Raw genomic sequence first — 14,116 nt, forward strand, 5'->3', positions numbered from 1 at the left:
GACATAGCCATAAAAAAACCGGACTCCCTCGCGGGAGTCCGGTTCTTGTCTGCTCTTGGCGCCCTGATTAGAGGCGGCTGGCCAGCATGGTTTCCAGCTTGCCCTGGTCGACGGCGAACATGCGGATCCCTTCGCCCAGCTTCTCGTGGGCCATGGCGTCCTGGTTCAGTTCCCAGCGGAATTCGGCCTCGCTCATCGGAGCCGGTTTGGCCTTGCGCTCGCCTGTGTAGTTCAGCTTGCGTACCACTGTGCCTTCGGTCTTGCTCAGCTCTTCCAGCAGGGCCGGGCCTATGGTCAGGCGGTCGCAGCCGGCCAGTTCCAGGATCTCGCCTGTGTTGCGGAAGCTGGCACCCATGACCACGGTCGGGTAGTCGTGCTGCTTGTAGTAGTCGTAGATGGCGGTGACGGAAACCACGCCCGGATCTTCGCTCGCGGTGTAGTCACGGTTGTGCTTGGCCTTGTACCAGTCGAGGATGCGGCCCACGAACGGGGAGATCAGGAAGGCGCCGGCTTCGGCACAGGCGCGGGCCTGGGCGAAGGAGAACAGCAGGGTCAGGTTGCACTGGATACCCTCTTTCTCCAGCACCTCGGCGGCACGGATCCCTTCCCAGGTGGAGGCCAGCTTGATCAGGATGCGATCGTTGCTGATGCCGGCTTCGTTGTAGAGGCGGATCAGTTTGCGGGCCTTGGCGATGCTGGCGGCGGTATCGAAGGAGAGACGGGCATCCACCTCGGTGGAGATGCGGCCCGGAACGATTTTCAGGATTTCCAGACCTATGTTGACCGCCAGCTTGTCGCCCGCGTCGATGATTTGCTGTGCCTTGTCCTGGCTCTGGGCTTTGGCCCAGTTGATGGCGTCTTCGATCAGCGCCGCGTATTCGGGGATCTCGGATGCCTTCAACACCAGGGAGGGGTTGGTGGTGGCATCGATGGGCTGGTAGCGCTTGATGGCTTCGATATCACCGGTATCGGCGACAACTGTGGTCAGGGCTTTCAGCTGGGTTAATTTATCGGCCATAGCAAATATCATCTCTTAATGAGGGAGGGATCCCGGGGTTGCGGGCGTGAGACGACAGTTCTGAAATAAAATTACAAAATCCCGGCGGCTCAGGCTCAGAAAAGCACGATGGGGGAGGCCCATCGCCATTGCCTGCCTAATTAATACGGATGTGGCGCATCCTGCAATAGGGGGGCTTGTATGCTTATCAGCCAGTCGCCGGCGACGCGGGGAATAAATGGATAAAAGTGATTGATAAAAAACGACTTTTATCCATTTTCCGCAAATGGATTTATCCCCCGATAAAAACAACTTTTTTGGTTGATTATCGGTTTTGTGTCATCGATCACATAAATTGTGTGGTCAGCCACTTGAAATTTTATTACGTGTAAAACGTTTGGCAAAATGGGGCCATTTTGAAATCCATTTCAGGTAAACGCTTGCGCCCTGATTTGCTTCCCCGTGAACGCATCTACCTCTATGTAGATAATTGCCAAATTGTGCTCTTTTGGGTCTAATTTGTCGGCTGATTGATTGAGTTTCAAGTTTTGTTGAAAATTTGCGTGTTAAATGAAGCTTTATTGCGCCGGACAGCTCGTTTTTTGTTTTCTCAGTGATCGCGATCACTATTCTGAACTCCCTCGCTATGCTAGATTCCGCCCCTTTAGTGAACCGCTAATTCAGAAACAGACAGCAAGGGGCCAGCGCAGACTGGCCATGGACGTGATAACAACGAGAGACATATGGACACCTTGATCGCAATGATTAACGACCTGATGTGGGGAGCCGTGCTCATCTACCTGCTCATCGGGGTCGGCATCTTCTTTACCTTCCGGCTGGGCTTTATCCAGATCCGCCATTTCGGCCACATGTTCTCCGTGTTGCGCAATAGCCGCAAATCGGACAAGGCCGGCATCTCCTCCTTCCAGGCACTCTGTACCAGCCTTGCCGCCCGCGTGGGTACCGGCAACCTGGCCGGTGTGGCCGTGGCCATCTACCTTGGTGGCCCGGGTGCCATCTTCTGGATGTGGCTGATCGCCTTCATCGGCATGGCGACGGCCTTCGTGGAGAGCACTCTGGCCCAGCTCTACAAGGTGAAGGACGAGGATGGCAACTACCGTGGTGGCCCCGCCTACTACATGGAGCGCGGCCTCGGCATGCGCTGGATGGGGGTGGTGTTCTCCCTCTGCCTGTTGCTGGCATTCGGCTTGGTGTTCAATGCGGTGCAGGCCAACTCCATCAGCCTGGCGATGAACGTGGCGTTCGGCATTCCTGACTGGGCGACCGGCCTGGCGCTGGTGGTGCTCTCCGGCCTCATCATCTTCGGCGGCATTCGTGGCATAGCCCGCTTCGCCGAACTGGTGGTGCCCTTCATGGCGCTGGCCTACATACTGATGGCGCTGTTCGTGGTGGCGATGAACATCAGCGAATTGCCAGGGGTGTTTGTGCTGATCATCAAGTCGGCCTTCGGCATCGAGCAGGCGGGTTCCGGCGCCATGGGTTACGCCATCTCCCAGGCGATGATCAACGGCATCAAGCGCGGTCTCTTCTCCAACGAAGCCGGCATGGGCTCAGCCCCCAACGCCGCCGCGACCGCGACCCCCTATCCGCCGCACCCGGCCTCCCAGGGCTATGTGCAGATGTTGGGGGTCTTCCTCGACACTATCGTCATCTGTACCTGTACTGCGGCCATCATACTGATGTCCGGCCAGTTTGAACCTGGCTCCGGCATCACTGGGGTCGAGCTGACCCAGCGGGCGCTCTCCTCCCAGATAGGTGGTGGTGGCAACATCTTCATCGCGGCGGCCATCTTCTTCTTCGCCTTCACCTCCATAGTGGCGAACTACTCCTACGCCGAGACCAACCTGGTGTTTCTGGAGCACAACCACAAGGGCGGCCTGATGCTGTTCCGGATGTTCGTGCTGGGCATGGTGATGTTCGGTTCCGTGGGTGAGCTGCCGACCGTGTGGGCCATGGCGGATGTCTCCATGGGGCTGATGGCCATCGTCAACCTGGTGGCCATACTGCTGCTCTCCGGCGTGGCCATCAAGCTGGCCAAGGACTACAACGATCAGCTCAAGCTGGGCAAGGTGCCCACTTTCGATGCCAACAAGTACCCCGAGATCCGCAGCCAGCTGGAAGAGGGGATCTGGGACAACCCGCCCCAGAGCAGCAAGCAGGCCTGAGCCTGACGCACACTGTTGCCTGATGAACAAGGGGAGCCATTGGCTCCCCTTTTGCTTGCGCGGGATCCTGATGGGCGCTCGGCGCTATCTCTGTCCATCCCATGCGCGGCAGGTCTGGCGCAGCCGTCGCTGCAGTTGCTGCCAGACCCGCTGCCGTTGTCTCGGGGAGAGGGGGGCGTAGCGCCAGCGTCGATAGAGCCAGGCGCAGCGTGCCAGCGGTCGCGCCAGCAGAGGGACAAGGGAGCCGAGCCGCGCGCACCAGCTGGCCAGACTCTCCCCCTCGGCGGGTTGCCACCCCAGGCGGGCGGCACGCCGGCGCAGGGGGCGCCACAGCCGCTGTTGCGGCGGCGCTCGCCCCGGCCACAACAGCAGCGTGCCCACCAGGGTGGCCACCCCCAGCAGGCAGGCCAGGATCAGCCAGGCGGTGTGGCTGGCCAGCACAGGCCAGCGCGCTCCCACCTGTTGCCACAACAGGGCGGCATCGTAGTTGAGCACCCGCCGGGTCCACTGGTAGTCGAGATTGGCGCCCCACCAGCGCAACTGGTTGAGCAGGGCCCAGTTGCGATAGCGCTGCAGTGAGAGGGGATCGGCGGCGGTGAACTCGTCGCTCAGGGCCGCCGTCATGCCCCCCTCTATCCGTTGCGGCGCCACCGCCGCCGTGGGGTCCAGCCGCTGCCAGTCGTCCTGCTCATCCAGGTATTCCACCCAGGCGTGGGCATCGAACTGATGCACTTCTAGGTAGTTGCCCCTGGGGTTCCACTCACCGCCGAGATAGCCGGTCACCAGCCGCGCCGGAATGCCGGCCGCCCGCAGCACGAAGGCGGTGGCCATGGCATAGTGGCCGCAGAAGCCGCGCCGACTGTTGAACAGGAAGTCATCCACCCCATCCGGTCCCAGCAGCGGCGGTTGCAGTGTGTAGTAAAAGGGTTCGCGCCGAAACTCATCGAGCAGGGCCGAGGCCAGCGCTGCCCGGTCTGGATAACGGGCTGCCAAGGTGAGGGCATGGGCGCGGGCCCTGGGGTTGCCGGCCGGGGGCAGTTGCAGGTTGAGCCGCCGGGTGGCGAGGTCGGCCTTGGACGCTGTTGGCTCGCTGGTGACCCGGTAGCTGATCCTTTGATCCCCCCGGTCCCGGCGATAGAGGGTGGTGAGCGGGCTGACTTGCACCAGACCGCTCACCACCCTGGGCCTGGGCAGGGCCAGGGTCCAGCGGTGGCGCTGGGGTTCGGCGATCACCTCGTAGCTGGCGCCAGGCAGGGCCCCTGCACTGGCCTGAAGGGGCGCAGTCTGCATGGGTTGGGCTTGTTGCCACTGCCGGATCTCGGCGCTCAGCCGCCAGCGCCGGCCATCGAACAGCTCCTGGCGCATCACCGGAAAATAGCGCTCATTGGCGGGGGGCGGGCCGTCGGCAAAGGTGACACGAAAGGCCAGCTCGGAAGAGTTGACCAGCTCGCTGATGTCGCCGGGGGCCACCTCTTCCGAAAGACCCGACAGGGCGCGGCTGGTGGTCGGCATCTGCCAGAGCGGCGGCAGCCTGGGCAGCACCAGAAACAGGGTCAGCAGCAGGGGAAGGGCCAGCAGCAGCGAGAAACCCGCGTTGCGCCACGGCTGTTTCTGTTCGGGGGCCACGGCGGTCACCAGCGCCGTCACCGCCAGCCAGAGGGCCCCCGCCATCGCCAGGGTCCAGCCCATGCTTTGGCGCTGTACCAGCGTCAGTGCGATGAGAAAGAAGGCGAGCAGCAATACCTGCTCTATATCCCGCTCCCGCCGCACCTCTATGATCTTCAGGCTGTAGCCGAGCCAGAGCAGGTTGATGAGGGCCGGCAAGGTGCCCAGTGCCCGCCACTGCCAGGCCAGCAGCAGGGCCCCGGTGATGGCCTGCAGCGCCAGTGCACGAGCGGGGGGGGCGCGCCAGCCCCGCCACAGCATCATGGCTCGCACGCTCAGGGTGAGGGCGCCGACGGCGACGATCCAGAGCTGCAGCTGGGGCCAGAGTGCCAGCACCAGCAGCAGCTGTTGCAGGGCGATGAGGGGCAGCAGGCGCCGGTTATCGAGCAGCATACGGGCCGGCCTCGTCTGCCTGAGCCTGCGGGTTGTCGACGCTGGCCAGCGCCAGCTGGCAGCGCTGGAGAAAGGTGGGGCCACAGTCAGGGCCGAGCGTCTGCCCCGCCAGAGTCAGGGTGAAGGGAATGCCCCGCCTGCCGTAATCACCACACCACCAGGCCAGCACCGCCAGCCGCTGCTCCAGATCCGTGCCCGTTACCCGCGTCAGGCTGAGGTGGGTGTCATCCTGCCTCGGCTCGTGGAACTGCTTGACCAGCAAGCCACGCCCCTGGGCGAGCTGCTTCCAGGCGATCCGGCCGAAAGGCTCCCCACTCTGATATGCCCGCAGCATGTCAAAGTCGCCGAGGGGAGCCGGGCCTGGCTGGCCCTGCGCACCGTGCTGAGCCGACAGCTCCTCGCTTCGCAACAGCCCATGCAGGGGCTTGGGGAAGAGCCAGGCCTCCAGTTGCAGATCCAGCAGCGACCAGCAGCGAAACAGGCCGAGGGGGTAGCGGCTCTCCACCCGCAAGCGGCCCAATGGCAGACGGCCCCGTCGCAGGCCCTGCACCGGCAGGGTCAGGCACTGGGGAGCCGAGCCGGCCTGTGCCAGCCAGAGCGACCCCTCGTTGAGACTGAAGTGCAGCGCCTGCACCGGGCGCGGGCTCTGCACCGTCATCCGCATGGGCAGCTGGCTGCCCGCCTCCCCCAGCACAGCGGGTCCTCCCAGCAATGCCAGCCCCAGCAGGTTGCGATGGGTGAGCCACATGGCGGCCATGAAGAGGCTGCCGAGGCAATAAGATACCAGCAGCACCAGGTTGTTCTGGTAGTTGGTGCCGAGCAGATAGATGGCGATCATCACCAGCAGATAGAGCAGCCCCATGCGAGTAGGCAGGATAAACAGGCTGCGCGGCCCCAGGGTCATCTGGCGGGCCGGGGGGATGCGGCGGGCCAGCCAGCGTCGCTGCCAACGATCCCTCAACTGGCGCCAGCCCATCAGGGAGCGTCTCATCAAGGATTGTCCGGATCGACCCTGGCCAGCAGGCGCTGACTCAGGGGGCAGGCCTCGCCGCGCTGCACGCCGAAACTGCCCCTGAGCCTGTGCTCGGCCACATAGGGGAAGACGGCTTGCACATCTTCCACAGTGACGAAACGGCGCCCCGCCACCAGCGCCCAGGCTCGGCTCACCGCCAGCAGGGTCTGGGCCGCTCTGGGGGAGAGGGGCTGGGGCAGTTCGGCATCGAAACGGCTCTGCTGCACCAGCGCTAGCAGGTAGTCGAGGGTGGCATCGGAGACATGGATGGCATCCCCTTCGGCCTGCAGGGCAGCAAGCTCGGTGGCATGCAGCTGCGGGGTCAGGGGTTGGCTCTGGCGGTGGCCGCGCAGCAGCTGACGCTCCGCTTCCCGTGGTGGAAAGCCAAGCGACAGCCGCACGGCGAAGCGGTCGAGCTGGGATTCCGGCAGTGGATAGGTGCCCGCCTGATCCGCCGGATTCTGGGTGGCGATGACGAAGAAGGGGGAGGGGAGCGGGTGGGTGTGGCCCTCTATGCTCACCTTGCCCTCGGCCATGGCCTCCAGCAGGGCGCTCTGCACCTTGGGGCTGGCGCGGTTGATCTCGTCCGCCAGCAGCACCTGGGTAAAGACGGGGCCGGGGTGAAAGCGAAATTGCTGCTGGTGGGGGTCAAAGATCTGCAACCCCAGCAGGTCGGCCGGCAGCAGATCGGCGGTGAACTGTACCCGTCGACAGTCCAGCCCCAGCACCTGCGCCAGCCCGTGGGCCAGGGTGGTCTTGCCCATGCCGGGCAGATCCTCGATCAGCAGGTGACCACGGGCCAGCAGGGTCACCAGGGCTATCTTGAGTTGCAGCGGCTTGCCCAAGATCACCTGCTCCAGTGCCGCCAGCAGTCGTGCTATGTGCTCTTGTCCCTTCACCCGCGCCTCCCTTGTCTCCTTTCGCCCCTACAGCTTATACGTCAGCGGCGGGAGAAGGCGGTCAATACAGGGATAAACCCTTGAGACGGACCATGTTTGGGGGCGACTTCACACAGACTTCACCCAGGCGCACAGTGGACACATGCTGGCCGGTTATGCTGGCCTCACACCTTGACCGCGCCTGCCACCATGCCGGCGCTTTTATCCATCGCGAGACTCATCCAATGAAACAAAACACTGCCGTGTCACTGCTTGCACTGAGTGCCCTGCTGCTCTCCCCCCTGTCCCACGGCGAGGGGGCGGATCCCCTGACGACCGTGGTCGACGGTGCCATCCAGCCTCTGCTCAAGCAGCACAGGATCCCGGGCATGGCGGTCGCCGTGCTCAAGGATGGCAAGGCGCACTACTTCAACTACGGGGTGGCGGATCGGGAGAGCGGTGCTCGCGTCAGCGAGCAGACCCTGTTCGAGATTGGCTCGGTCAGCAAGACCCTGACCGCGACCCTTGGCGCCTATGCCGCGGTCAAGGGTGGTTTTCAGCTGGAGGACAAGGCGAGCCAGCATGCGCCCTGGTTGAAAGGCTCTGCCTTCGACGGCATCACAATGGCTGAACTCGCCACCTACAGTGCGGGCGGTCTGCCGTTGCAATTCCCCGACGAGGTGGATTCGAGCGACAAGATGCATGCCTACTATCGCCAGTGGACGCCAGCCTACCCGGCGGGTACCCATCGCCAGTACTCCAATCCCAGCATAGGCCTGTTTGGCCACCTGGCCGCGAGCAGCCTGGGCCAGCCATTTGAGCAACTGATGAGCCAGACTCTGCTGCCCAGGCTGGGCTTGCATCACACCTATATCCAGGTGCCGGAGTCGGCCATGGCGAATTATGCCTACGGTTACTCGAAGGAAGACAAGCCCGTCAGGGTCAATCCGGGCGTGCTGGCGGCAGAGGCCTATGGCATCAAGACCGGCTCTGCGGATCTGCTGAAGTTTGTCGAGGCGAACATGGGGTATCAGGGAGATGCCGCGGTAACAAGTGCGATTGCGCTGACCCACACCGGCTTCCATTCTGTGGGGGAAATGACCCAGGGGCTGGGCTGGGAGAGTTACGCCTATCCCGTCACCGAGCAGACATTGCTGGCGGGCAACTCACCGGCGGTGAGCTTCCAGGCCAATCCGGTCAAGCGCTTTGCGGTGCCCAAAGCGATGGGCGAGCAGCGGCTCTATAACAAGACGGGCTCGACCGGCGGCTTTGGCGCCTATGTGGCGTTCGTGCCCGCCAAGGGGATAGGCATCGTCATGCTGGCCAACCGCAACTATCCCAACGAGGCCAGGGTCAAGGCGGCCCACGCCATCCTGAGCCAGCTGGCGTTGTGACCAGCCGTATCCATCTGTCTGTCGGCCAAGGGGGCTATGGATAAATGTCGTGAAATACGCCGGGGCTGCCCCGGCGTATTCGTGTCAGGCGCCCGGACTATTGCATCAGCCGACGGGTGAGGATATCCGCCTGTTGCCGGAACAGGGCGAAGTCTTGCTGGCGGCGGCTTCTGGCCACAGTGACCCATTGAATGCCGGTCTCATCCCCATGCTGCACCTCGATGAGCAACTCATATCTGGCGTATTGCAGCAGTGCGAACAGCATGCCCGCAATAAACAGCAGGGGGGCCAATATGGTCGTTACCTCGGGCGCTGTATTGAACAGGGGCAGCAGCCAGACGGCGAAGGAAAATATCAGGCCTATGCCGGCCGCCCGCAGCAGCTGTTTGGTCAGGCTGGATTGTCTGGCCTTGATATTCACTATTTTGGCGAGCGGATATTGCTCCCGCTTGATCCTGAGTCGATCTCCGTCGATATCAAAATCCGATGACTGATACATGTTTCACTCCCACAGCGCCCGACATCATGCGGGCGGCCCATTGGAATTGATATGCCCGGGGACGTCAACGGACCAGATTGGTTAATACTCGCGGGGGCATATCAGTGTTTGCCAGTACCTGGGTCATGACGGGCCTGTTGCCCCTCTCTGCATGTCAGTGATGGTGGTTGCCGCCACCCTGTTCGCCATACCACCTGCTCGCTGGTCAGGCATGCCAGGGTCGAAAATTCACGCCCCATATGGCGCCGTTTGCGCTACAAAAAGTAATCCGGTTTCATTAGAAAATGTCATTAATTGGTTATCTTCTAGTGTGATCAACCATTAAGTTCGTCAGATGCTAGTGATATAGCATGCCAATCCTTGATCGTGTGGTTTTAACCTTGCCTGGTTGGTTGCGAAGTGCGGCCTTGCCTGCTGGCCGAGCCGGTGAGCGGGGTACCAGGCGCCATCACATCAGAATAGGGAACCTGATCCGGGGGAGAGGAGGCACGGGTGAGATCAGGCAATGCTGTCTGCGCGAGGCCGCGCTATTTAGCCATTTGCCAAGTGGACTCAGTGTCCGCCTCCGATATTTAAATAGGCACCCTGATGCAGGCCAAATAAGCGTGACTGCGGGTAGATGAATATTCATCTCGTCGACTCTGGCTGTCGCCCCATATGACATATCAGGCGCGACTGCGCATCAATGCGTGGACCCTGCCGCTTTGACATGAATAAAAGAACATACACACAGGTAGGTTAGTATGCATCCATCCGCCCCGACCGGGTTGTTACAGCAACCCAAACCGTTTTTCATGATCTTCTTTGTCGAACTCTGGGAACGCTTTGGCTATTACGGCGTACAAGGCATTCTGGCAGTTTTCTTTGTCCAGCAACTGGGTTTTTCACAGGAGCAGTCGTTTATTACCTTCGGCGCCTTCTCGGCGCTGGTATATGGGCTGATCTCGGTCGGCGGCTATGTGGGTGACCATATTCTGGGCACCAAGCGCACCATGGTATTGGGAGCCATAGTGCTGGTCATCGGCTATTTCATGACCGGCATGTCGATCTACAATCCCGACCTCATCTTCTATGCCCTGGGCACCATTGCCGTGGGCAACTGTTTGTTCAAGGCCAACCCGGCCAGCCTGCTCGCCAAGTGCTATGGACCAAGGGATCCCCGTCTGGACGGGGCCTTCACCCTGTTCTACATGTCGATCAACATTGGCTCCCTGATATCCCTCTCGCTGGCCCCGGTCATTGCCGATCATTACGGCTATACGGTGACCTACAACCTGTGCGGGGTCGGCCTCATCATAGCGCTGCTGACCTTCTTTGCCTGCCGCAACATGGTCAGGGACATAGGCTCGGAGCCGGATCATCTGCCGCTCGACTACGGCAAGCTGCTGCTGGTCTTGCTGGGGGCGGTGGCGCTGGTCTTCTTCTGCGCCTGGCTGATGCACCACGTGGTGATCGCCAACATGGTGCTGATGACGGTGACCCTGGTGGTGGTGATCTTCTTCTTTCGCGAGGCGTTCAAGCTGGATCGCATCCACCGCAACAAGATGTACGTGGCCTTCGTGCTGATGCTGGAGGCCGTGGTGTTCTACGTGCTCTATGCCCAGATGCCGACCTCGCTTAATTTCTTTGCCATCAACAACATGCACCACGAGATGCTGGGCTTTACCGTCAATCCGATCAGCTTTCAGGCCTTGAACCCCTTCTGGGTGGTGGTGGGCAGCCCTGTGCTGGCCATGATCTATACCCGCATGGGCAGCCAGGGGCGGGATCTGACCATGCCGCTCAAGTTTACCCTGGGCATGTTCTTCTGCTCCCTCGGCTTCCTGACCGCGGCGGCGGCGGGCATCTGGTTTGCCGATGCCGGCGGGCTGACTTCGCCCTGGTTCATGGTGCTCATCTACCTGTTCCAGAGCCTGGGCGAGCTGATGATCAGCGCCCTGGGGCTGGCCATGGTGGCGGCGCTGGTGCCGCAGCGGTTGATGGGCTTCATCCTGGGGATGTGGTTCCTGACCCAGGCGATGGCATCCTTGCTGGGAGGCTATGTGGCGACCTTTACCGCAGTGCCGCAAGGGGTGACGGATCCGTTGCTGACGCTGCCCATCTATACGGATGTGTTTGGCAAGATAGGACTGGCGACGCTGCTGGTGGCTGTGGTGATGGCGCTGATGGTGCCCTGGCTCAACCGCATGATGAATGCCGGCCCGGCGGATGAAGAGGATGTGCTCCCGCAACAGGCCAAGGCCTGACGCAGGTGGTGGGGGGGAGGCGGGCGTTCGCTGACTCCCCCTTGCCAGTCAACCGTACTGCTCTTCCATCCAGGCTTCGACGATAAGCTGGGCTGAGACTCCGTCCACGCTGCCCTTGTCGAGCGCCTTGTAGCCACCCCGTTCAAACAGGCGGGCGCGGGCATCCGTGGTGGTGAGCCGCTCGTCCTTGAACTCCACCTGCTTGCCGAAGCGGCCGTGCAGACGGTTGCCGAACTTGCGGGCCCGCACCGTGATCTCCTGCTCTGTGCCATCCATGTTGAGCGGCAGGCCGACCACCAGCAGGTCTGGCTGCCACTCCTTGAGCAGCTTCTCGATGTCGTCCCAGTTGGGGACGCCGTCGTTGGCCTTGATGGCGCGCAGGGGCTGGGCCGTGCCGGTGAGCTCCTGGCCGATGGCGACCCCTATGCTCTTGGTGCCGTAGTCAAAGCCCATGATACTGCGTGATGACATTGAATTGTTTCCTCAAAACGCATCGCAAAATGCGTGGCAAACGGCATCAGCTGTGGCCGATGTCGCTGGATAGATGAATGGGATTGACCCCTATGCTGGCGGCCGCTTGCTGCCAGCGCTGATGGATCGGGGTCTTGAAGACCAGATCCGGGTTGGGCGGTATCACCAGCCAGGCGCCGTCCACCAGCTCCTGTTCCAGTTGACCCGCACTCCAGCCGGCGTAGCCGAGCGCCACCAGCCAGTGATCCGGGGCCTGCTCTGTGCCCAGGGTTTCCAGTATATCCTTGGAAGTGGTGACCATGAGTTCATCCCCCACCTGCAGGGTGGAGTTGAACCCAGGGCGGAAGCTGTGCAGCACGAAACCGCGATCGGCGTGTACCGGCCCCCCTTGCAGCACGGGCTGCTTGAGGTCCGGGCTGGCCGGGGGGGCGAGCTTGAGCTGGGTCAGCATGGCGTCCAGCGACATGTCCACCGGTATGTTGACCACCAGCCCCATGGCACCCTCCTCGTTGTGTTCGCACAGGTAGACCAGCGAACGCTCGAAATAGGGATCGGAGAGGCTCGGCATGGCGAGCAGGAAATGATTTTGCAGTGTTTGCATATGGGCCAAATATTGCAAAGGTATTTGGGTCAATTATGGCAGCTCACTGTGTCGGGCAAAACCGCTTTTTATCGCTTGCGGTCCTGTCCAGCGACATGGTCAGGATGGAGAAAACGCCATGGAAGGTATTTCGATCAGACAGAAGTTGATCCTGGGGTGTGTGGTTCCCCTGCTGACGCTCCTGCTGCTGGTGATAGGGGCGACCCAGGCCATGTCCCAGTTGATGGCGGGCATGAATGCCATGTATCAGGGGGAGGTCGTCCAGCTCAAGGAGCTCAAGCAGATCGCCGATCTCTACGCGGTCAAGGTGATAGACGCCGCCAACAAGGCCAATGTGGGGGGCTTTGACCCCGCCAAGTCGCGCGCGGACATGAGCGCCGCCCAGCAGGAGATCAACCGGATCTGGCGAGAGTATCGCGGTCAGGAGATGAGCCAGGCCGAGCAGCGGGAGGCCGACAAGATGCAGACGCTGTTCGCGGCGGCGGATCGGGAAATTGAGTCCGTGATGCAGATACTGGCAAGCATGCAGGGTGACAACCAGGGCCAGCTGGCCGCCCATATCATGCCGCTCTATCGGGTGATCGACCCGGTCAGTGACGGGGTCAGCGCCCTGGTGGAGTACCAGTTGCAGGAAGCCGAGAAGAACATGGCCGAGCTCAATGAGCTCAGGGTGCAGTTGATCCGGTTGTTCATTCTGCTGTTTGTGGTGGGTGGCGCCTGCATCCTGTTCTTTGGCGTGTGGGCGGGGCGCAGCGTCAGCCAGCCGTTGGCGGCCATGGGCGGGATCTTGCGCGGCATGCAGACGGATCTCGACCTGAGCAAGCTGGCGCCCGTGCTGCGCAAGGACGAGATGGGCGGGCTGGCCCACTCCCTCAACGAGGTGATCTGTCATTTTCGTGACCTCATCACCCAGATCAACGGCATGGCGGAGCAGCTCGCCAAAGAGTCGGCTCACCTGGCCCATATCGGCACCCAGAGCCGGGGCCGTTTCGCCCAGCAACAGGCGGAGACGGATCAGACAGCGACCGCCATGAACCAGATGAGCGCCACAGTGGCCGAGGTGGCGAACAGCTCCAACGCCGCCGCCGATGCGGCGCACCATGCTGACGAGAGCGCCCGTCACGGTCACCACATAGTCGAAGATGCCATCTTGCGCATGTCCGGTCTCTCCGCCCAGATCCAGAACACGGCCGCCATGATCACCCAGCTGGCGGATGACAGCCGCAATATCAGCAGCGTGATGGATGCCATCCGCGGCATTGCCGAGCAGACCAATCTGCTGGCGCTCAATGCGGCGATCGAGGCGGCGCGGGCCGGCGATCAGGGCCGTGGTTTTGCGGTGGTGGCCGACGAGGTGCGTACCCTGGCCCAGCGCACCCAGCGTTCGACCGAAGAGATCGGCAAGACCATAGTCAAGCTGCAGCAGGGGGCCACCCAGGCGGCGTCCAGCATGGAGCTGGGACTGAGTCAGGTGGAAGAGTCCAATCGTACCGTGCTGGCCTGCGGTCAGGCACTCGGCGAGATAGTGAGCTCGGTCAACGTGATCAACGAGATGAACACCCAGATAGCCACGGCGGCAGAGGAGCAGAGCAAGGTGGCGGAGGACATCAGCCGCAACGTGGTCAATATCGCCCACATTGCCACCGAGTCGACGGCGGCGGCCTCCGAGCTGAATCAGAGTTGCCACGAGCTGGAGCAGCTCTCCAGCGACCTCAAGGTGAAGGTGGGGCAGTTCCGTTGCTGAGGGGCGTGCCCGGCGTTCTGGCGGGAGAAA

At 62.0% G+C, this 14,116-nt stretch carries 11 protein-coding genes; 4 read left to right on the forward strand and 7 right to left on the reverse strand.

The genetic code is table 11. From position 1 onward, the window contains the following. Positions 1-67: 67 nt before the first annotated feature. Positions 68-1,018 carry a transaldolase gene (tal, locus tag BN1118_RS12150; RefSeq protein WP_043556306.1) on the reverse strand — a complete coding sequence of 317 codons (951 nt, stop codon included), beginning with the start codon at positions 1,016-1,018 and terminating at the stop codon, positions 68-70. A 722-nt stretch (positions 1,019-1,740) separates the two neighbouring features. Here tal and BN1118_RS12155 point away from each other — a divergent pair. Then, complete coding sequence (locus BN1118_RS12155; protein WP_043135606.1) at positions 1,741-3,183, forward strand: alanine/glycine:cation symporter family protein; 1,443 nt, start codon at positions 1,741-1,743, stop codon at positions 3,181-3,183. Between the two features lie 84 nt (positions 3,184-3,267). Here BN1118_RS12155 and BN1118_RS12160 read toward each other — a convergent pair whose 3' ends face one another. Genes BN1118_RS12160 through BN1118_RS12170 form a run of 3 tightly spaced genes read right to left on the reverse strand, consistent with a single transcriptional unit; the run spans position 3,268 to position 7,152 of the window. Beyond that, on the reverse strand, positions 3,268-5,241 hold the full coding sequence (locus BN1118_RS12160) for a transglutaminase TgpA family protein (RefSeq protein WP_043556307.1): 1,974 nt from the start codon (positions 5,239-5,241) through the stop codon (positions 3,268-3,270). Further along, a complete protein-coding gene (locus BN1118_RS12165) occupies positions 5,228-6,217 on the reverse strand; it encodes a DUF58 domain-containing protein (RefSeq protein ID WP_156994943.1) in 990 nt (329 codons plus the stop codon). The genes BN1118_RS12160 and BN1118_RS12165 overlap by 14 nt, the downstream gene beginning before the upstream one ends. Before the next feature lie 14 nt (positions 6,218-6,231). Beyond that, positions 6,232-7,152 (reverse strand): AAA family ATPase, encoded by a 921-nt coding sequence (locus tag BN1118_RS12170; RefSeq protein ID WP_043556310.1) that lies wholly within the window; start codon positions 7,150-7,152, stop codon positions 6,232-6,234. A 224-nt stretch (positions 7,153-7,376) separates the two neighbouring features. On the opposite strand from BN1118_RS12170, the gene ampC reads away from it, so the two are divergent. Then, positions 7,377-8,525: an FOX/MOX family class C beta-lactamase gene (gene ampC / locus BN1118_RS12175; protein ID WP_043556312.1), complete on the forward strand. Its 1,149-nt coding sequence runs from the start codon at positions 7,377-7,379 to the stop codon at positions 8,523-8,525. A 97-nt stretch (positions 8,526-8,622) separates the two neighbouring features. On the opposite strand, the gene BN1118_RS12180 is transcribed toward ampC, so the two are convergent. Continuing rightward, the gene (locus BN1118_RS12180) at positions 8,623-9,024 is read right to left on the reverse strand and encodes a DUF6232 family protein (RefSeq protein ID WP_043556314.1); all 402 of its coding nucleotides are present in this window, start codon (positions 9,022-9,024) and stop codon (positions 8,623-8,625) included. A 743-nt stretch (positions 9,025-9,767) separates the two neighbouring features. On the opposite strand from BN1118_RS12180, the gene dtpB reads away from it, so the two are divergent. Next, complete coding sequence (gene dtpB / locus BN1118_RS12185) at positions 9,768-11,270, forward strand: dipeptide/tripeptide permease DtpB (protein ID WP_043135594.1); 1,503 nt, start codon at positions 9,768-9,770, stop codon at positions 11,268-11,270. Positions 11,271-11,318: 48 nt separating this feature from the next. Here the strand turns inward: dtpB and ruvX are convergent, their stop codons facing one another. Both ruvX and BN1118_RS12195 read right to left on the reverse strand, forming a co-directional pair. Then, positions 11,319-11,741 (reverse strand): Holliday junction resolvase RuvX, encoded by a 423-nt coding sequence (gene ruvX, locus BN1118_RS12190; RefSeq protein ID WP_043556315.1) that lies wholly within the window; start codon positions 11,739-11,741, stop codon positions 11,319-11,321. 46 nt (positions 11,742-11,787) lie between these two features. Continuing rightward, positions 11,788-12,342, reverse strand: a complete 555-nt coding sequence (locus tag BN1118_RS12195; RefSeq protein ID WP_042037546.1) for a YqgE/AlgH family protein — start codon at positions 12,340-12,342, stop codon at positions 11,788-11,790. A 118-nt stretch (positions 12,343-12,460) separates the two neighbouring features. Here BN1118_RS12195 and BN1118_RS12200 point away from each other — a divergent pair, with 118 nt between their 5' ends. Continuing rightward, positions 12,461-14,086: a methyl-accepting chemotaxis protein gene (locus BN1118_RS12200; protein WP_043556317.1), complete on the forward strand. Its 1,626-nt coding sequence runs from the start codon at positions 12,461-12,463 to the stop codon at positions 14,084-14,086. Positions 14,087-14,116: the final 30 nt, after the last annotated feature.

Source organism: Aeromonas bestiarum, assembly GCF_000819745.1.
Taxonomy (GTDB): domain Bacteria; phylum Pseudomonadota; class Gammaproteobacteria; order Enterobacterales; family Aeromonadaceae; genus Aeromonas; species Aeromonas bestiarum.